General features: G+C 45.4%; 18 protein-coding genes. 16 read left to right on the top strand and 2 right to left on the bottom strand.

The window, feature by feature from the left end; genetic code table 11:
* The first annotated feature begins 201 nt into the window (after positions 1 to 201).
* The 3 genes from AACV12_RS08420 to crr all read left to right on the top strand — a co-directional run bounded on the left by AACV12_RS08420 (position 202) and on the right by crr (position 2,938).
* Positions 202 to 459: an HPr family phosphocarrier protein gene (locus tag AACV12_RS08420; protein ID WP_026027491.1), complete on the top strand. Its 258-nt coding sequence runs from the start codon at positions 202 to 204 to the stop codon at positions 457 to 459.
* Between the two features lie 138 nt (positions 460 to 597).
* Positions 598 to 2,322: a phosphoenolpyruvate-protein phosphotransferase PtsI gene (ptsI, locus tag AACV12_RS08425; protein WP_013857325.1), complete on the top strand. Its 1,725-nt coding sequence runs from the start codon at positions 598 to 600 to the stop codon at positions 2,320 to 2,322.
* A gap of 106 nt (positions 2,323 to 2,428) precedes the next feature.
* Entirely contained in the window at positions 2,429 to 2,938 is a 510-nt protein-coding gene (gene crr, locus AACV12_RS08430) for a PTS glucose transporter subunit IIA (RefSeq protein ID WP_010317358.1), read from the top strand.
* Between the two features lie 79 nt (positions 2,939 to 3,017).
* Here the strand turns inward: crr and AACV12_RS08435 are convergent, their stop codons facing one another.
* Positions 3,018 to 4,169: a 2-octaprenyl-3-methyl-6-methoxy-1,4-benzoquinol hydroxylase gene (locus tag AACV12_RS08435; RefSeq protein ID WP_170900168.1), complete on the bottom strand. Its 1,152-nt coding sequence runs from the start codon at positions 4,167 to 4,169 to the stop codon at positions 3,018 to 3,020.
* Between the two features lie 257 nt (positions 4,170 to 4,426).
* On the opposite strand from AACV12_RS08435, the gene miaB reads away from it, so the two are divergent.
* The 5 genes from miaB to lnt all read left to right on the top strand — a co-directional run bounded on the left by miaB (position 4,427) and on the right by lnt (position 10,001).
* The gene (miaB, locus tag AACV12_RS08440) at positions 4,427 to 5,851 is read left to right on the top strand and encodes a tRNA (N6-isopentenyl adenosine(37)-C2)-methylthiotransferase MiaB (protein WP_017048014.1); all 1,425 of its coding nucleotides are present in this window, start codon (positions 4,427 to 4,429) and stop codon (positions 5,849 to 5,851) included.
* Between the two features lie 70 nt (positions 5,852 to 5,921).
* Positions 5,922 to 7,022 carry a PhoH family protein gene (locus AACV12_RS08445; RefSeq protein ID WP_013857328.1) on the top strand — a complete coding sequence of 367 codons (1,101 nt, stop codon included), beginning with the start codon at positions 5,922 to 5,924 and terminating at the stop codon, positions 7,020 to 7,022.
* Positions 7,022 to 7,486, top strand: coding sequence for an rRNA maturation RNase YbeY (gene ybeY / locus AACV12_RS08450; RefSeq protein WP_017043445.1), 465 nt, complete (start codon positions 7,022 to 7,024; stop codon positions 7,484 to 7,486). Before AACV12_RS08445 ends, ybeY begins: the two co-directional genes overlap by 1 nt.
* An 85-nt stretch (positions 7,487 to 7,571) precedes the next feature.
* The gene (corC, locus tag AACV12_RS08455) at positions 7,572 to 8,447 is read left to right on the top strand and encodes a CNNM family magnesium/cobalt transport protein CorC (RefSeq protein WP_010317353.1); all 876 of its coding nucleotides are present in this window, start codon (positions 7,572 to 7,574) and stop codon (positions 8,445 to 8,447) included.
* A 33-nt stretch (positions 8,448 to 8,480) separates the two neighbouring features.
* On the top strand, positions 8,481 to 10,001 hold the full coding sequence (lnt, locus tag AACV12_RS08460) for an apolipoprotein N-acyltransferase (protein WP_170900169.1): 1,521 nt from the start codon (positions 8,481 to 8,483) through the stop codon (positions 9,999 to 10,001).
* A gap of 51 nt (positions 10,002 to 10,052) precedes the next feature.
* Here lnt and AACV12_RS08465 read toward each other — a convergent pair whose 3' ends face one another.
* On the bottom strand, positions 10,053 to 10,523 hold the full coding sequence (locus tag AACV12_RS08465; RefSeq protein WP_029388304.1) for a zinc ribbon-containing protein: 471 nt from the start codon (positions 10,521 to 10,523) through the stop codon (positions 10,053 to 10,055).
* A 122-nt stretch (positions 10,524 to 10,645) separates the two neighbouring features.
* On the opposite strand from AACV12_RS08465, the gene leuS reads away from it, so the two are divergent.
* From leuS to AACV12_RS08505, 8 genes are all read left to right on the top strand, one after another.
* The gene (gene leuS, locus AACV12_RS08470; RefSeq protein ID WP_094132785.1) at positions 10,646 to 13,219 is read left to right on the top strand and encodes a leucine--tRNA ligase; all 2,574 of its coding nucleotides are present in this window, start codon (positions 10,646 to 10,648) and stop codon (positions 13,217 to 13,219) included.
* A gap of 136 nt (positions 13,220 to 13,355) precedes the next feature.
* Positions 13,356 to 13,982: an LPS-assembly lipoprotein LptE gene (locus AACV12_RS08475; RefSeq protein ID WP_013857333.1), complete on the top strand. Its 627-nt coding sequence runs from the start codon at positions 13,356 to 13,358 to the stop codon at positions 13,980 to 13,982.
* A 9-nt stretch (positions 13,983 to 13,991) separates the two neighbouring features.
* Positions 13,992 to 15,017 (top strand): DNA polymerase III subunit delta, encoded by a 1,026-nt coding sequence (holA, locus tag AACV12_RS08480; RefSeq protein ID WP_013857334.1) that lies wholly within the window; start codon positions 13,992 to 13,994, stop codon positions 15,015 to 15,017.
* Between the two features lie 62 nt (positions 15,018 to 15,079).
* Positions 15,080 to 15,397, top strand: coding sequence for a ribosome silencing factor (rsfS, locus tag AACV12_RS08485; RefSeq protein ID WP_013857335.1), 318 nt, complete (start codon positions 15,080 to 15,082; stop codon positions 15,395 to 15,397).
* Positions 15,398 to 15,400: 3 nt separating this feature from the next.
* Positions 15,401 to 15,871, top strand: a complete 471-nt coding sequence (gene rlmH, locus AACV12_RS08490) for a 23S rRNA (pseudouridine(1915)-N(3))-methyltransferase RlmH (RefSeq protein WP_170900170.1) — start codon at positions 15,401 to 15,403, stop codon at positions 15,869 to 15,871.
* A gap of 6 nt (positions 15,872 to 15,877) precedes the next feature.
* The gene (gene mrdA / locus AACV12_RS08495; RefSeq protein ID WP_013857337.1) at positions 15,878 to 17,758 is read left to right on the top strand and encodes a penicillin-binding protein 2; all 1,881 of its coding nucleotides are present in this window, start codon (positions 15,878 to 15,880) and stop codon (positions 17,756 to 17,758) included.
* On the top strand, positions 17,758 to 18,879 hold the full coding sequence (rodA, locus tag AACV12_RS08500; RefSeq protein WP_013857338.1) for a rod shape-determining protein RodA: 1,122 nt from the start codon (positions 17,758 to 17,760) through the stop codon (positions 18,877 to 18,879). The genes mrdA and rodA overlap by 1 nt, the downstream gene beginning before the upstream one ends.
* A gap of 2 nt (positions 18,880 to 18,881) precedes the next feature.
* On the top strand, positions 18,882 to 19,664 hold the full coding sequence (locus AACV12_RS08505) for a septal ring lytic transglycosylase RlpA family protein (RefSeq protein WP_170900171.1): 783 nt from the start codon (positions 18,882 to 18,884) through the stop codon (positions 19,662 to 19,664).
* Positions 19,665 to 19,754 lie beyond the last annotated feature (90 nt).

Here is a 19,754-nt window from a genome sequence, read left to right on the forward strand (position 1 = left end):
TAAGCTTCGAAATAAAGAAGTCAGAAACGTATTAACTATAATGACGAATGACAACATAGATTGAAATCGTGATTATGAAATTTAAATCAGTATCAGCTATGACACTAAAACAGCGTTACTCTGCTAGCAGAACCGTTGATTAGCAGTTAAGCTGTTCTGGTGAAGAAACTAACAAAAAATAAATCAATTGGGGTATATAACATGTACGAGAAGCAAGTAGAAATCACTGCAGAAAACGGCCTTCACACTCGTCCTGCTGCGCAGTTCGTTAAAGAAGCAAAAGTATTCGATGCAGACATCACAGTGACTTCTAACGGCAAAAGCGCAAGTGCTAAGAGCCTATTCAAACTTCAAACTCTTGGCCTAGTAAAAGGTACCGTTGTGACTATTTCTGCTGAAGGCCCTCAAGCTAAGCAAGCGGTAGATCACCTAGTTGCTCTCATGGACCAACTACATTAATCCGGTCCACTATTTCAAAGCCATTTTGTGAAAACAAAATGGCTTTGTTGGAAATAGTCTACATTTTGAGCTACTAATTACCGTTAGCGCAATAGTCCACATTCTCCCGTTTACAGTTGACCAATTTAAGGTAACGCTATGATTTCAGGCATCCTAGCATCTCCAGGCATTGCTTTTGGTAAAGCACTGCTACTTCAAGAAGATGAAATTGTCCTAAATACTCACTCTATTTCAGATGACCAAGTAGAAGCAGAAGTTCAGTGTTTTTATGACGCTCGTAACAAATCTTCTGCTCAGCTAGAAGTGATCAAACAAAAAGCACTTGAAACATTTGGTGAAGAAAAAGAAGCCATCTTTGAAGGCCACATCATGTTGCTTGAAGATGAAGAGCTAGAAGAGGAAATTTTAGCACTCATCAAAAATGACAAAATGCATGCAGACAACGCGATCTATACCGTGATCGAAGAGCAGGCTGCTGCCCTAGAATCTCTTGATGATGAATATCTAAAAGAACGCGCGACAGACATCCGCGATATCGGTACGCGCTTTGTTAAAAATGCACTCGGCATCAATATCGTTTCACTGAGTGATATTAACGAACGGGTGATTCTTGTTGCTTACGATTTAACGCCTTCTGAAACTGCACAAATCAATCTTGATTACGTGCTGGGTTTTGCTTGTGATATCGGTGGTCGTACATCTCATACTTCAATCATGGCACGTTCACTTGAGCTTCCAGCGATTGTTGGTACTAACGACATCACGAAGAAAGTAAAGAATGGCGACATGCTTATTCTTGACGCTATGAACAACAAAATCATCATTAATCCTTCAGAAGCACAGCTTGAAGAAGCGAAAAAAATTCGTGATGATTTTGCTGCGGAAAAAGAAGAGCTCGCAAAACTAAAAGACCTACCTGCTATCACACTCGATGGCCACCAAGTTGAAGTATGCGGTAACATCGGCACAGTAAAAGACTGCGATGGTATTTTACGCAACGGTGGTGAAGGCGTTGGCTTATATCGTACTGAGTTTTTATTCATGGACCGCAGCGCGCTACCAACTGAAGATGAGCAATACCAAGCTTATAAAGAAGTTGCAGAAGCGATGAGTGGTGAAGCGGTGATTATCCGTACCATGGATATCGGTGGTGATAAAGATCTCCCGTACATGGATCTACCAAAAGAGATGAACCCATTTTTGGGCTGGCGCGCGATTCGCATCAGCTTAGACCGTCGTGACATCTTACGAGATCAGCTTCGTGGCATTCTGCGTGCATCTGCGCATGGTAAACTGCGTATCATGTTCCCGATGATCATCTCTGTAGAAGAAATTCGTGAGCTTAAAAACGCCATTGAAGAATACAAAGAAGAACTTCGCACGGAAGGCTTAGCGTTCGATGAAAATATCGAAATCGGCGTTATGGTTGAAACACCTGCGGCAGCGGCAATTGCGCACCACTTGGCAAAAGAAGTGTCATTCTTCTCTATCGGTACCAATGATTTAACCCAATACACTCTTGCGGTTGACCGTGGTAACGAAATGATTTCACACCTGTATAACCCACTTTCTCCAGCGGTTTTAACCGTGATTAAGCAAGTGATTGATGCTTCACACGCTGAAGGTAAATGGACGGGTATGTGTGGCGAGTTAGCGGGTGATGAACGTGCAACGCTACTTCTACTTGGTATGGGACTCGATGAATTCTCTATGAGTGGTATCTCTATCCCTAAAGTGAAGAAAGTGATCCGTAACTCAAACTTCGCCGAAGTTAAAGCGATGGCAGAAGAAGCACTCTCTTTCCCAACCGCAGCTGAAATCGAAGCTTGTGTGGAAAAATTCATCGCAGAGAAAACGCAATAATTCGCTAATACCAATGAGATAGACGACTAAAAATAGGTCGTCTATTGTTGGCGATTGGTATACTATAATTCGACAGAATAAAATTAAACGTTAGGAGCATGACACAATGGGTCTGTTTGATAAACTTAAGAAGCTAGTATCTGACGACAGCTCAGATGCAGGTGCGATTGAAATTATTGCCCCTCTTTCTGGTGAAATCGTCAATATCGAAGATGTGCCAGATGTTGTTTTCGCTGAGAAAATTGTTGGTGATGGTATTGCGATTAAACCATCAGGCAACAAAATGGTAGCTCCAGTTAACGGCACTATCGGTAAGATTTTCGAAACTAACCATGCGTTTTCAATCGAGTCTGATGACGGTGTTGAGTTATTCGTTCACTTTGGTATCGACACAGTTGAGCTAAAAGGTGAAGGTTTTACTCGTATCGCTCAAGAAGGCCAAGCGGTTAAAGCAGGCGATACTGTTATCGAATTCGACCTAGCGCTTCTTGAAGAGAAAGCAAAATCAACACTAACACCTGTTGTTATCTCTAACATGGACGAAATCAAAGAGCTGAACAAGCTTTCTGGCACCGTCGTTGTTGGTGAAACACCGGTTCTACGTGTAACTAAGTAATTCGTTAAAATTTTTATTACGTAAAAAACGCTGCTGATTTGCAGCGTTTTTTGTTTCTACAAAAACAGCTCAAATCGCACTACAAACCTAACGCGTATTTCAACAGTTTTTCCTTCACTGGGCCTGAATGTTCGGCCAACTTCAATACCGCGTTGCGCACCAACTTTGCTGGCAAAACCTCGTTGCTGAACGTTTTATAAAACAGATCCATTCCTGATTGCATCACTAAGTTATCCGGCCTTCTGCATGTTTCATAATTCCGTAATTGCGCTTGTGTTAAAGCTTCTTGATTTTGTGTCACAGCTAATAACGCTTTTACATCTTTAAACCCTAAATTCACCCCTTGCCCAGCCAGAGGGTTAATCGTGTGTGCTGAATCGCCAACCAAAACACATTGCCGTTTCGCATACGTCTGAGCATGACGACGAGTGAGGGGAAATGCCCCACACTGCAACACGTTAATATCGCCTAGTTCCTCAGGAAAAGAGGCCAACACTTGCTCCCTTAAGTGCTGCTTGTTCATCGCACACAATTGGCGAATTCGTTTTGGTGAGTCATACCATACCAAAGAAGCTTGATTACCCGGCAAAGGAAGAAACGAGCGCGGGCCGGATGGAAAAAATTGCTGCCACGTAATATCTTGCTGAGGTTGATGAGTTTCGACATTGATCAACATGCAATGATGTCGATAATCCCACGCGGTAATACCAATTCCCGCCAGCTGCCGCACAAGAGAATTTGCACCATCCGCACCAATCACCCAAGTTGCAGTAAGAGTTGCGCCTGACTCTAAAAGCACGCTATTTTGTTGGCCAAACACAATGTGTTTGAGCTTATCAGGACAAAAAACCTGCAAATTCGGATAGTGCGTAAATTGCCCCCACAATCCGATCTGAATAAGACGATTTTCGACCATATACCCCAGCTGAGGGAGGCCGAGTGCATCGCTATGAAAGCGAGTACGGCACTCTGGGTGCTCCCAGGTTTCTAGGCGGCGATAAGGGCAAACACGCATTTGTGCAATTTCATTCCATGCACCTAAGTCAGTAAGTAACTGAACCGAAGTTTGCGAAATGGCTGATACGCGCAGATCCATTGCTTGGTCTATTGTAAACGCTTCAGGCTCTATACCCTCAACCAGAGCAACCGTGCGACCTTGCTTAGCAAAGCCTATAGCCACTGCTGCCCCAACCATGCCACCGCCAATCACCACCACGTCAAAATTGTTCATTGTTTATACTTAATCGTCTGAGTTTTGAGTCGATTTTCATTGTACGTTTTCAGCTCTTTTTTGCGAATTTTTTTACACAAAAACCCTGCACTTTCTATGGTAAAAATCTAGAGATGACGGAACATGTGAGAGATTTTATTGGATGACTAGTCAGTGACTTTTTAAAGCAGTACAATACGCGGCTTACCGCCGAGATGGCGGCTACAATTTGAGCATTAGTTCAACCAATTTAGACTAATAAGACGAGCGAAAGTGAGATGAGTAAGAAACTGCTAATTAAAACCTGGGGCTGCCAGATGAACGAATACGATTCATCAAAAATGGCCGACCTGCTTAACGCTGCAAACGGCTACGAGCTAACGGAAGAGCCAGAGGAAGCAGATGTATTATTACTTAACACCTGTTCGATCCGTGAAAAAGCACAAGAGAAAGTCTTTCATCAGCTAGGTCGCTGGAAAACATTGAAAGATAAAAAACCAGGCGTCGTAATTGGCGTTGGCGGCTGTGTTGCAACCCAAGAAGGTGATCACATTCGTGAACGCGCTCCCTTTGTTGATGTTATTTTTGGCCCGCAAACCCTACACCGCTTGCCAGAAATGATAAAACAATCGCAAACCAACGATGCGCCAGTCATGGACATTTCGTTCCCAGAGATTGAAAAATTCGACCGTTTACCAGAACCAAAAGCAGACGGCGCAACCGCATTCGTCTCTATTATGGAAGGGTGTTCAAAATACTGCACTTACTGCGTAGTACCTTACACTCGCGGTGAAGAAGTCAGTCGCCCGATGGATGATGTGTTGTATGAAATCGCGCAACTCGCGGCGCAAGGTGTACGCGAAGTCAATCTTTTAGGACAAAACGTTAACGCATACCGTGGCCCTATGCACGATGGTGAAATCTGTTCATTTGCTAATCTGCTACGTTTAGTCGCCTCCATTGATGGTATTGATCGCATTCGATTCACCACCAGCCACCCACTCGAATTTACCGACGATATTATTGCCGTTTATGAAGACACACCTGAACTGGTGAGTTTCCTGCATCTTCCAGTACAAAGTGGTTCAGACCGAATCTTAACCATGATGAAGCGCCCACACACCGCGATTGAGTACAAATCCATTATTCGCAAACTGCGTAAGGCGCGCCCAGAGATCCAAATTAGTTCTGACTTTATTGTCGGTTTCCCCGGTGAAACAGATAAAGACTTTCAAGATACAATGAAGCTGATTAAAGACGTTGATTTTGATATGAGCTTCAGCTTTATCTTCTCCCCTCGCCCGGGTACGCCAGCCGCTGATTACCCATGTGATTTATCAGAAGACGCCAAAAAAGAGCGTTTATATGAACTGCAGCAAACAATCAACGCACAAGCGATGCGTTACTCACGTTTGATGTTAGGGACAGAACAACGCGTATTAGTCGAAGGCCCATCTAAGAAAAATCTAATGGAGCTTCGCGCCCGTACCGAAAATAACCGTGTCGTTAACTTTGAAGGCTCCGCCGATCTGATTGGCCAATTTGTCGATGTAAAAATTGTCGATGTGTTTGCCAACTCACTGCGTGGTGAACTGGTTCGCACTGAACAAGCGATGGATCTTCGCACCGTGATTTCACCAACGCAAATGATGGCGAAAACACGTCGAGAAAATGAGCTAGGGGTAGCCACTTTTACACCTTAGGTTTAAGCATAATGTCATACAGTGCTCGATCATAATCGGGCACTGTACCATGGCAAACTGAGAGGCAACATTGAGCAATAAAATTGTTACGCTAGAGATAGATCTAGAACCTTCAGACAACCGCCGTCTTGCTAGCCTGTGCGGTCCATTCGATGACAACATCAAACAATTAGAACGCCGTCTTGGTGTTGAAATTAATCACCGCAGCCAGTTTTTCACCATAGTCGGTAAACCACACACTGCCGCTGCTGCGTTGGATATTATCAAATCTTTGTACGTTAATACCTCACCCATACGTGGTCAAATTCCCGATATCGAACCAGAGCAAATTCATCTAGCCATCAAAGATTCAGGGATCCTTGAGCAGCCGTCTGAATCAAGTATTCAACATGGCAAAGAAGTCTTCATTAAGACCAAAAAAGGGCTGATCAAACCGCGTACGCCTAACCAAGCTCAGTATCTCGTTAACATGGTGACGCACGACATCAGCTTTGGTATTGGCCCTGCAGGGACAGGTAAAACCTACTTAGCCGTTGCCGCTGCAGTTGATGCGCTAGAGCGCCAAGAAGTTCGTCGAATTTTGTTAACACGCCCGGCGGTTGAAGCAGGTGAAAAATTGGGCTTCCTACCCGGTGATTTAAGCCAAAAAGTCGACCCGTACCTACGACCGCTTTATGACGCGTTGTTTGAAATGCTTGGCTTTGAGCGAGTAGAAAAGCTCATTGAACGCAATGTGATTGAAGTTGCGCCACTCGCTTACATGCGCGGACGTACGCTCAACGATGCTTTTATTATTTTAGATGAAAGCCAAAACACTACCGTTGAACAAATGAAAATGTTCCTGACACGGATTGGGTTTAATTCAAGAGCCGTAATTACGGGTGATGTGACACAAATCGATTTGCCGCGTGGCGCTCGTTCAGGTCTTCGCCATGCCATTGAAGTGCTCAATGAAGTTGACGAAATCAGCTTCAACTTCTTTTTGTCTGATGATGTCGTACGTCATCCAGTGGTTGCTCGTATCGTCAACGCTTACGAAAAATGGGAAGCTCAGGACCAAAAAGAGCGTAAAGCTCAAGAGCAACGTCGTCGTGAAGAGCGAGAAATAAAGTCTGTGGATGTTTCTACTGAAGTGAATGCAGTAACCGCAACAAAAAACGTTGGTGAATAATGAGTATCGAACTAGATTTACAATTAGCGGTCAAAAATGAGCAAGGGTTACCTACTTTTGATGAGTTCAGCCATTGGTTAACTCACGCGGTGACCCCATTTCAGGAACAAGCGGAAGTCACTGTGCGAATTGTTGATTCCGAAGAGAGTCAACAGCTCAATCGCGATTATCGAGGAAAAGATAAGCCGACCAACGTGCTATCCTTCCCTTTTGAGATGCCTCCGGGCATAGAGTTGGATTTGCTCGGTGACCTTGTCATTTGCCGCCAAGTGGTGGAACAAGAAGCCGATGAGCAACAAAAACCGTTGATGGCACACTGGGCTCATATGGTTGTACACGGCAGTCTACATCTGCTAGGTTATGATCATATCGATGATGATGAAGCCGAAGAGATGGAATCTCTTGAAACTGAAATTCTGCAAAAAATGGGCTTTGAAGACCCGTATATTGCTGAGAAGGAATAGCTCCAGACAATGAAGCTAGTACCGCTAAAGTCGGTACGATACGTGTGCTATCACACATCTGATAGCGAGGAAAATTAGAGAAACAATGAACGAAGATAACCCCCAGAATTCTGAAGGTCCGAGTAGAAAGTCCTTCTTTGAACGCCTAGGCCAATTATTTCAAGGTGATCCGAGAGATCGCCAAGAGCTTGTAGATGTGATCCGCGACTCTGAAATCAATGACCTTATCGACCATGACACAAGAGATATGCTTGAAGGTGTGATGGAGATTTCTGAGATGCGCGTGCGTGATATTATGATCCCACGCTCACAGATGGTCACTATCGATAAAAACGATGACTTGGATACCTTAATTGCGCTGATCACCGATGCTCAGCACTCACGTTATCCAGTGATCAGTGAAGATAAAGACCATGTTGAAGGCATTCTACTAGCGAAGGACTTACTCAAATATTTAGGTTCAGACAGTGCACCTTTTAACATTTTAGAAGTGATCCGCCCGGCAGTCGTGGTACCAGAAAGTAAACGGGTTGATCGCTTATTGAAGGAGTTCCGAGAGGAGCGTTACCACATGGCGATCGTCGTGGATGAATTCGGCGGCGTGTCTGGCTTAGTGACCATTGAAGATATTTTGGAAGAGATCGTTGGCGACATTGAAGACGAGTTCGATGATGAAGAACAATTGGATATCCGTAAGCTCAGCAAACATACTTTTGCAGTTAAAGCGCTGACCACCATCGAAGAGTTTAACGAAACCTTTGGTACTAAGTTCAGCGATGAAGAAGTGGATACTGTAGGGGGATTGGTGATGACGGCCTTTGGCCACCTGCCAAGCCGTGGCGAAGTTGTAGAGATCGACAAATACAGCTTTAAAGTCACCGCAGCAGATAACCGCCGAGTGGTTCAACTGCAAGTCACTATTCCTGATCTTGAATCACTTCCAGTGATAGCAGAAGAGTGACATAACCCCATTCACATCAGCAGAATGAGATAGATGATTAAAACACTTTTTCATCGCCTAATGCGGCCGCTTGCGGCCGCTTTTGTTGGCGCATTAACCCCACTCGCTTTTGCTCCTTATCAGTTTTGGCCGCTGGCCATACTCACCCCCATGTTGCTATCGTTGCTCATTAATCAGCAACCAGCTAAAAAAGCAGCGTGGATCGGTTACTGCTGGGGCTTAGGTTTTTTTGCTTTTGGCATCAGTTGGGTGCACGTCAGTATTGATACCTTTGGTGGTATGCCCAAAATTGCCAGCCTGTTCCTGATGTCATTACTGGTCGGTTATTTAGCCCTTTATTCTGGGCTTTTCGCTGGCTTACTCAACCGTTTTTTCCGCCGTAACACTATTAGCCATTTTTTATTAGCCACCCCTGCGCTTTGGCTAATTACCGATTGGCTTCGAGGCTGGGTCATGACCGGCTTTCCTTGGTTATGGCTTGGTTATAGTCAAATTGATAGCCCGCTTGCCAGTTTCGCACCACTGGGAGGCGTTGAGCTGGTCACCTTCTTCACGCTCCTCTGTTCTAGCGCTCTAGCCATGACGTGGCTTAAGCGCTCTTGGATACTCGTGCTCATTCCTCTGACCATATTGGCGACGGGGTTTGGACTACGCAATTTCGATTGGGTCACTCCCGATCCCAGCACACAAACTCGCGTCGCACTGATTCAAGGTAATATTAAGCAAGCGGAAAAATGGCTTCCCAATCAGCGCTGGCCAACCATTATGGCCTACACCGATCTCAGTCGAGAAAACTGGGACGCGGATATTATTGTATTGCCAGAAGCGGCGATTCCCGCATTTGAATTCGAGATCCCTTCCTATTTGAGTAACTTAGATTCTGCGGCAAAAATGAACGACAGTGCGATTGTCACAGGCGTGCTCAACCAAAGCCCAGAGCGATCTTTTTACAACAGCATTCTGGTACTTGGCACCAACCCTTATGGCGACTACCGTTATGACTCTGACGCTCGCTACCATAAGCATCATTTATTGCCATTTGGTGAGTTTGTGCCATTTGAAGATTGGCTCAGGCCCATCGCACCCTTTTTCAACTTGCCGATGTCTTCATTTAGCCGTGGTGACTATATTCAACCGAATCTGATTGCCAAGGGTAGACACCTAGCCGCGGCACTGTGCTATGAAATCATCTTCAATGAACAAGTCAGAGCAAATGTCACTGATGAAACAGATTTTATCTTAACCCTCTCTAACGATGCGTGGTTTGGGCATTCAAATGGCCCATTGCAACATATGGAGATTGCTCGGATGAGAGCTTTAGAGCTGGGTAAACCGCTCATTCGTTCAACCAACAATGGTGTCACCGCCGTGACCGATCACAAAGGTAAAATAACGCAGCAGATCCCACAATTTGAAACGGCCGTATTGAAAGCAACCATCACGTCGACCAAAGGAGAGACGCCGTATCACGCTGTCGGCACTTGGCCGCTCTACGTCTGGGTGTTACTCAGTTTGATCGTCGGATGGACAAGACGTCACTCACCTCATTCTTGACCTCAAAAAGGCGCATTTCAGCGCCTTTTTGAGGTTTTCTATCAGCAACACTTAAGGTTTTAATGGCTGACGAGTAAAAGCCGTTTGCCCACATTGAATACAAGGCATAATTTCAGTTGGATGATTATACTGGGTTTTATGCCCACAATGGTCACACACTAACATCCCAAGGCCTATCATCTCCCCCGCTTGATACAAACCTTGTCGTTCTAAATCTTGAAACAATTCCACCCATTCCACTTTTGTTTTATCGGTGATTTCAAAAAGCCCCTGCCAAATTGAATTGGTAATCATCAATGAAAATGGGCTGCTTCTGCTCTCTTCAAAGCTATCCGCGAATTCTTTGAGATCCGCTTTTACATAGGCAGAAATAAGCGCCAATTCATCTTTGGTGAGATTATTGGCAGCATCAACAACCTTACCTGATGTCTGCAAAACTTGGGACATTTCATCAGGACTATGTTTGAGCGTTTCAATCACGTCATCCACAATCTCTTCGTAACTTGTTTTACGTTTTGGCATCACCCACCTCCATCAAACCAGATTGGCTATTGTTGTGTACCCCTGCTTTAGGTATTCTATGTCGATCTATTAGACTCTGTTCTAACCGAACTCACAAATTCCAAGATAACCGGATATCATCGATGCAAGAGCAATATAACCCGCAAGATATTGAACAAAAAGTTCAACAGCACTGGGATGACAACAAGACCTTTGTTGTAAGTGAAGACCCAAATAAAGAAAAATTCTACTGTCTTTCTATGTTCCCATACCCAAGTGGCCGACTGCACATGGGTCACGTGCGTAACTATACTATCGGTGATGTAGTCTCTCGTTTTCAACGTCTGCAAGGCAAAAACGTTATGCAGCCCATTGGTTGGGACGCATTTGGCCTACCCGCTGAAAATGCGGCTGTAAAAAACAAAACGGCACCAGCGCCTTGGACCTACGAAAACATTCAGTACATGAAAAACCAGTTAAAACTGCTGGGTTTTGGCTACGATTGGAGCCGTGAATTCGCCACTTGCACGCCAGAATATTACCGCTGGGAACAAGAGTTCTTCACTAAGCTGTATCAAAAAGGCTTAGTCTACAAGAAAACCTCTTCCGTTAACTGGTGTCCAAACGACCAAACCGTTCTCGCTAACGAGCAAGTTGAAGATGGCTGCTGCTGGCGTTGTGATACACCAGTAGAACAAAAAGAGATCCCACAATGGTTTATTAAGATCACCGCGTACGCACAAGAACTGTTGGACGATTTAGAGAACTTAGAGGGTTGGCCTGAAATGGTCAAAACCATGCAGCGTAACTGGATTGGTCGCTCAGAAGGCGTAGAGCTCAAGTTTGGTGTCAACGGTCATTCAGATCTCGACGTCTATACCACTCGCCCTGATACCTTGATGGGTGTCACTTATGTGGGCATTGCGGCTGGTCATCCATTAGCGACCATTGCAGCGCAAAATAACCCTGCTTTAGCTTCTTTTATTGACGAATGTAAGAACACTAAAGTTGCAGAAGCTGAACTGGCGACCATGGAAAAGAAAGGCATGGATACAGGCTTAACGGCCATTCATCCTTTAAATGGTCGTGAAGTGCCTATTTATATCGCCAACTTTGTGCTGATGGATTACGGTACAGGCGCGGTGATGGCCGTACCTGCTCATGACCAACGTGATTTTGAGTTCGCCACCAAATATGGCCTAGACATCATTCCAGTCATCAAACCAGAAGATGGCTCTGAAGTCGATGTCTCTAGCGCTGCGTACACTGAAAAAGGAGTCCTGTTTGGTTCTGGCGAATTTGATGGTTTAGCCTTCCAAGCAGCATTTGATGCTATTGCAGCCAAGCTGGAGGCTGAAGGTAAAGGCAAGAAAACTGTTAATTTCCGTCTACGTGACTGGGGGGTTTCTCGCCAACGTTACTGGGGCGCGCCGATTCCTATGGTGACCACTGAAGATGGCCAAGTTCACCCAGTGCCAATTGATCAACTGCCCGTCATTCTACCAGAAGATGTTGTGATGGATGGTGTAACTAGCCCAATCAAAGCCGACAAAGAATGGGCCAAAACCACCTTTAATGGCGAGCCTGCACTACGTGAAACCGATACCTTCGATACGTTTATGGAGTCATCTTGGTATTACGCTCGTTACTGTTCACCACAAGCGGACGATATTTTAGACCCAGCGAAGGCAAACTACTGGTTACCAGTAGACCAATACATCGGTGGTATTGAACATGCTTGTATGCACCTGCTCTACTCACGCTTCTTCCATAAGCTATTGCGTGATGCAGGCTATGTCACTTCAGATGAACCTTTCAAGCAACTACTTTGCCAAGGCATGGTATTGGCAGATGCGTTCTACCACACGAACGAGAAAGGCACCAAAGAGTGGGTAGCGCCAACTGACGTAAAAGTGGAACGCGACGGTAAAGGCCGCATCACTCAAGCCGTAGACAACCAAGGCCGCAACGTTGAGCACTCAGGCATGATCAAAATGTCTAAGTCGAAAAACAACGGTATCGACCCGCAAGAGATGGTTGATAAGTATGGCGCCGATACGGTTCGTCTATTCATGATGTTTGCCTCTCCGGCTGACATGACGCTTGAATGGCAAGAGTCTGGTGTAGAAGGTGCTAACCGCTTCCTAAAACGCGTCTGGAAACTGGTTGCAGAACATAGCGCTAAAGGTGTGGCTGAAGCGGTAGATAGCGCCTCTCTTACTGGTGAACAAAAAGCGCTGCGTCGTGATGTGCATAAAACCATCGCCAAAGTGACTGACGATATTGCACGCCGCCAGACGTTCAATACCGCCATTGCTGCGATTATGGAGTTGATGAATAAACTCACTAAAGCGTCACAAGAATCCATGCAAGATCGGGCCATTCTCGACGAGGCTTTAAAAGCGGTTGTCAGCATGCTTTACCCAATCACTCCTCATATCAGCTTTGAACTGTGGAATGCACTGGGTGAGAGTGATGTAGATAATACCGTGTGGCCGACCTACGACGAATCCGCCCTAGTGGAAGATGAAAAACTGATCGTCCTACAAGTTAACGGAAAACTTCGTGGTAAGCTGACCGTAGCCGCTGATGCAAGTAAAGATCAGGTTGAAGCACTCGGTTTAGCAGACGAGAACGTCATGAAATTTACGGATGGCTTAACCGTTCGTAAAGTTATCTATGTACCAGGTAAGTTACTGAACATCGTTGCGAACTAATATCGCAGCCTAATGTCGTAATAACTGGTTTATCAACAGGGTAGCTCGCTGCCCTGTTGATTTATCTTAGCGTTCTTACCCACAGAGCTATAGAGCGCTAAGATAAGTCACCTAAATATATGAGAACTTAACCCTAATGCGCCAAATTTCGTCTTACTCTCTGAAATTATCGTTAATTGTTATTATGAGCAGCCTACTCTCCGCTTGCGGCTTTCATCTGCGTGGTGATTACTCCGTTCCCGAAGAACTCAATCGAGTCTCTGTCACCAGCTACGACCAATACAGTACCTTCACTCGTATGGTAAAAAATCAATTACGAATGAGTGACATTGAGATTGTTTCCCCCTCAGAAACGGTGCCGAACATCCATCTTATAGGCGAGAGTGTTGGTGAACGGACACTCTCGCTCTATCAAAATACTCGTGCGGCAGAAAAAGAACTCACTTTTAAAGCATCGTATCGTGTCACACTACCTGAGTTGGGCATGAAAACGTTTTCAACCAGTGTAACTCGTAGCTATCTTGATAACCCATTAACCGCTCTCGCTAAATCGGTAGAGCGAGACATGATTGAAGATGAGATGCGCAAACTAGCCGCAACTCAAATTTTACGCCAAATGGCACGTCTAAAAGCCGATATTGCAGCGAATGAACATCAACTTGAACAACAAGAAAATGAACAGCAGCGAACAGACCAGCAGGCCTATGAGATAAACACCGTGGAAAGTGAACCGTCACAATTCACGGCTCCTGCGACAAACTAAAGGCGAGTAATGAGAATATTTGCTGACAAGCTGGCCGATCACTTAAACAAGCCCTTGATGGGGCTTTACTTACTGTTTGGCAACGAACCGCTATTGCTGCAAGAATCACGCGTGGCGATAGAGAAAAAAGCATTAGAACAAGGATTTGAAGAACGCCATCGTTTCAGTGCCGATGCCCATTTAAACTGGGATCAAGTCTATGACTGCTGCCAAGCTTTAAGTTTATTTTCCAGCAAAAAAATCATTGAAATTGAATTACCTGAAACGGGTGCAAATGCGGCAACAGCGAAAGAGCTCGTCGCCCTAGGTCAATCGCTTCATCCTGACGTACTACTTGTGATCATCGGTGAGAAATTGACCAAAGCACAAGAAAGCACTAAATGGTTTAAGACACTCTCAAGCCTAGGATGTTGGGTGAGTTGCTTAACCCCGGATATCAGCAAACTGCCACAATTTGTCATGATGCGCTGCCGCGCATTGGGGCTAAAACCTGATCAAGAAGCAGTGCAGATGCTGGCGCAATGGCATGAAGGCAATCTGTTCGCACTATCTCAAAGCTTAGAAAAACTCGCGCTACTCTATCCAGATGGCTTACTGACGCTGATCCGCTTAGAAGAGTCATTAAGCCGACATAACCACTTCACCGTCTTTCACTGGGTCGATGCGCTGCTCGAAGGGCAAGCGAATCGGTCACAACGTATTTTACGCCAGCTCATTACCGAAGGCACTGAGCCTGTGATTCTGATACGTAGCCTACAAAAAGAGCTGCTACTGCTGCTGCAAATGCATCAAGATTTAACCCAGATGCCGATTGGCTCAATCTTTGATAAGTACCGAATTTGGCAATCCAAGCGACCTTGGTACGCGGCAAGCTTAAAAAGACTATCGAGAGATAAACTCAAACAGCTGATTGCATTACTCACCCAAGCCGAAAGAGTAACTAAAACTCAGTATGAAACCTCAACTTGGCCAATATTGCAGCAAATCAGTGTTGAATTTTGCTTGCCACAGTCCGTTGTATCAAAGTTGGCTTGAAGGCATGTTATACTCCGCGCCATTTTGTCAGTAACCAGACCAATTTTTAAAGGAGATGACGCTTGCAACACCACGAATTGAAAGACTTTCTTGCCGATAAAGCCGACGATATGAAAGCCATTGATATCAAAACCTTAGATGTTAAGGGAAAATCTAGCATCACCGATTACATGATCATTTGCACAGGCACATCAAAACGACATGTAGCCTCGATTGCCGAACATGTCGCCACTGAAGTCAAAAAAGTGGGCATGGAACCACTGGGTATGGATGGCGAAAGTGAAGGCGAATGGGTCGTGCTAGACATGGGCAGCAGCATGTTGCATGTTATGCAAGAAGAGCACCGTGATCTGTACCAGCTTGAAAAACTTTGGAGTTAAGTTTTGAAAATTCAGTTGATTGCCGTTGGTACCAAAATGCCGAAATGGGTAGAAGAAGGCTTTCAAGAGTACCGCCGACGTTTTCCACACGATATGCCGCTTGAATTAGTGGAGATACAAGCGGGCAAACGTGGCAAAAATGCGGATATTGCAAGAATTTTGCAAAAAGAAGGCGAAGCTATGCTCGCGGCCGTGCCAAAAAGCAATCGAATTGTTACTCTCGATATTCCAGGTAAACGTTGGGATACCGAACAACTGGCGGAACAACTTGAAAGTTGGAAGCTCGATGCCCGTGATGTATCGATTTTAATTGGTGGCCCTGAAGGGCTTTCTCCTGCATGCAAAGCCGTCGCAGAGCAGAGCTGGTCGCTTTCGCCGTTGACACTTCCTCACCCTTTGGTTCGAGTGGTCATGGCAGAGAGTTTGTACCGCGCTTGGAGTATTACGGCTAATCACCCTTATCACCGAGAATAACTATTCATGTTACGTAAGCGTAGCCAAATTCGTGACTACCAATCAGAAGCTCGGCTGTTTCGCAACCGAGCAATTGTCTCTTTTATTGCGATCATCATGCTGGTGGGCGTTCTGCTTACCAATTTGTACCATATTCAAATTAACCAATATCAAGATTACAAAACGCGATCCAATGATAACCGAATCAAAATCGTCCCGATTGCGCCTAATCGAGGGTTAATTTATGACCGCAATGGTGTGCTACTAGCGGAAAACCGCCCAGTATTCAACTTAGAGATCACACCTGAGCAAGTGCGCGATATGGATGATACGATCACGCGCTTACAGCAATACCTAACCATCTCACCAGAAAAAATTGCCACCTTTGAAAAAGAGCGTCGTCAGACACGCCGGTTTAATTCAGTCCCGCTTTTGACACAGTTAACACCAGAAGAAGTGGCCATTTTTTCGGTCAATCAGCACAAGTTTCCCGGTGTATCAGTAAGCGCAAGCTTAAAGCGCTACTACCCCTATGGTGAAGTTCTCACTCATGTCATCGGTTATGTATCCAGAATCAATGACCGAGATATGGAACGTCTAGAACGCGAAGAGCGCTCAGCCAATTACCAAGCCACTCGTGATATTGGCAAACTGGGGATTGAACGCTTTTATGAGGATGTGCTGCACGGCACGGCTGGCTACCAAGAAGTTGAGGTCAATAGCCGAGGACGCATCATTCGCACCTTAAAATACGTCCCTCCCGTGGCAGGGAAAGACATTGTATTAAGCTTGGACATTGATCTGCAGCTTTATGTGCACAAGTTGTTGGATGGCCGTCGAGGTTCAATTGTAGTGCTCGATCCAAAAGATAACGGTGTCCTTACCATGGCATCAAGTCCAAGCTACGATCCAAACCCATTCGTACATGGTATTTCTAGCGCCGCCTACAACGAACTTCTCAATGACCCAGACCGCCCGTTAGTCAATCGAGCGACACTTGGTATTTACCCTCCCGGCTCAACGATTAAACCTTTTATTGCCGTCGCTGCACTTCAAGAAGGGGTTATAACCCCAACAACAACACGTAATGATCCTGGCTATTGGGTAATACCAAACTCCAAAACGCGGCCCTTCCGAGACTGGTTGCGCTGGGGACATGGTCGAGTGGACATTAATAAGGCACTCGAAGAGTCTGTCGATACCTTCTTTTACCAAATCGCCTACGACTTGGGTATTGATCGTCTCTCTAGTTGGATGATGAAATTTGGCTTTGGTGACTATACAGGTTTAGACATTTACGAAGAAGGCAAAGCGAACATGCCAACGCGTGAGTGGAAAATGGCACGTCACCGAACCCCTTGGTATCAAGGTGATACGATTCCGGTCGGCATTGGCCAAGGGTATTGGACATCAACACCGATGCAAATTGCCAAAGCGACTTCCGTGCTGGTTAATCACGGCAAAGTGATTGCGCCGCATTTATTGCGTTCGACGCTCAAAAATGGTGAAGAGTTTAGCAGGCAAGAGCTTTCAGAATTAGAAACTTCGCCACCGATCGAAGGGGTGCCGAAACGCTACTGGGACATCGCAATCAATGGCATGCGTCTTGTAAACCACGGCAAAAAAGGAACCGCACGGCGTTCATTTACCAATATGAAATATGTCAGCGCTGGAAAATCTGGAACTGCGCAAGTGTTTGGCTTGGCAGAAAACCAAGTGTATAAGGCCGATGAATTAGCCGAACACCTTCGTGACCATGCCCTATTCACAGGCTTTGCGCCTGTAGATGACCCGCAGCTTATTGTCACTCTGGTACTCGAAAACGCAGGGGGAGGTTCTGGCAATGGTGGACCCGTTGTTAGGAAAATATTTGACCGCGCCATTCTAGGTAAAGAGGCTGAAAAATAATGGAACTGGATCCTTCAACAGGACAAAATCGAGCGCTTTTTGAGCGCTTGCACATCGACTTGCCATTACTGCTGGGTATTTTGTTATTGATGGGGTTTGGGCTGGTCGTGATGTACAGCGCCAGCGGTCAGAGCTTAACTATGATGGATCGCCAAGCCATGCGCATGGTACTGGCTCTTGGTGTGATGATCTTTCTTGCTCAAATTTCCCCAAGAACTTATGAGTCTCTTGCACCCTTTATGTTTTTCTGTGGCGTACTGCTGTTGCTCGGCGTGCTGTTTTTTGGCGAATCGTCCAAGGGAGCTCAGCGCTGGTTAAATTTAGGCTTTGTTCGTTTTCAGCCCTCAGAATTGCTTAAACTCGCAGTGCCTCTCATGGTCGCTCGCTACATAGGGAAACGTTCTCTTCCACCCACCTTTAAAACCCTAGTCGTTTCGCTGTTAATGGTGTTTATCCCTACCGTGCTAATCGCGAAGCAGCCCGATCTTGGCACTTCAATATTGATTGCAGCCTCCGGCATTTTTGTCATTTTCTTATCTGGAATAAGCTGGCGAATCATTTTTTCTGCCGCCGTGGCTTTGGGTGGCTTCATACCTGTGCTTTGGTTCTTTCTGATGCGTGAATATCAAAAAACCCGAGTCAGAACACTTTTCAATCCGGAATCCGATCCACTCGGTGCAGGTTATCATATCATTCAGAGTAAAATAGCCATTGGGTCTGGTGGGTTGTCAGGAAAAGGATGGCTACACGGCACACAGTCGCAACTTGAATTCTTACCTGAGCGGCACACCGACTTCATTTTTGCCGTCATTGCTGAAGAGTGGGGCATGATTGGCATCTTGTGTTTACTCGCTATTTATCTCTTTATCATCGGACGTGGTCTATACCTCGCGAGCAACGCACAAACGGCTTTCGGCCGAATGATGGCTGGAAGTATTGTACTCAGCTTCTTTGTTTACGTTTTTGTAAATATAGGTATGGTCAGTGGTATTTTACCCGTGGTTGGTGTTCCCTTGGCTCTCATCAGCTATGGTGGCACATCCATGGTCACTCTCATGGCTGGCTTTGGCATACTGATGTCTATCCACACTCACCGAAAAGCATTTTCTAAGGCAACCTAAGCATGAGAAACTCCCTATTTATCTTTATATTAACGAGTCTATTTCTCATCGGTTGTAGCTCTTCAAGCCGCTATTCAATAACAGACGACGTGGCCCCTAACACGCCACTCTCGGTTGAGCATATTGAAGATGCACATCCGCAATACGAACCCTATAGTTTGGGCGGCAACAAGAATTACACTTTGAGAGGCATAAACTACACCATTGTCAAAGAGGCCAAAGGATTTACAGAGAAAGGCCAAGCCTCGTGGTATGGAAAAAAGTTTCATGGACATCTGACATCCAACGGTGAAATCTACGACATGTATTCGATGACGGCCGCCCATAAAACGTTGCCGTTACCCAGCTACGTTAAAGTAACGAATTTAGATAACAAAAAAACTGCGATCGTTCGGGTAAACGATCGCGGTCCCTTTCATGAGGGACGAATTATTGATTTAAGTTACGCTGCCGCTTACAAATTGGGTGTAGTTCAAACCGGGACTGCGAATGTGGCTATCGAAGTCATCACCATCGATAAACCCATCACGACGTCACCACAGAAAAAGAAGGTTCAATATCTCATCCGAGTTGCCTCTGCAAAATCAGAGCAAAGAATACGAACTTTATCCGAACAATTGAGTCAAACATTGACGGTTGAAAGCTTTGTAGACAGTGTGAATGGCAGTCATCGCGTATTTTTAGGGCCATTTAATGACGATGCCCTGACTCAACAAACGCTAGAAAAAGTTAAATTACTCGGTTACGAGACCGCCTTCATCAAAGCGCAACCCGTCACTCAGTGACTTATCAAATCCAGTGATCTTGATTCAAGCTCTGGTTTGATAGGTCGTTTCTGTTAAGATATGGACAGTTAATAAGATAATTTGCATTCC

The organism is Vibrio sp. 2-2(8), from assembly GCF_963888495.1.
GTDB classification, from domain to species: Bacteria; Pseudomonadota; Gammaproteobacteria; order Enterobacterales; family Vibrionaceae; genus Vibrio; species Vibrio anguillarum.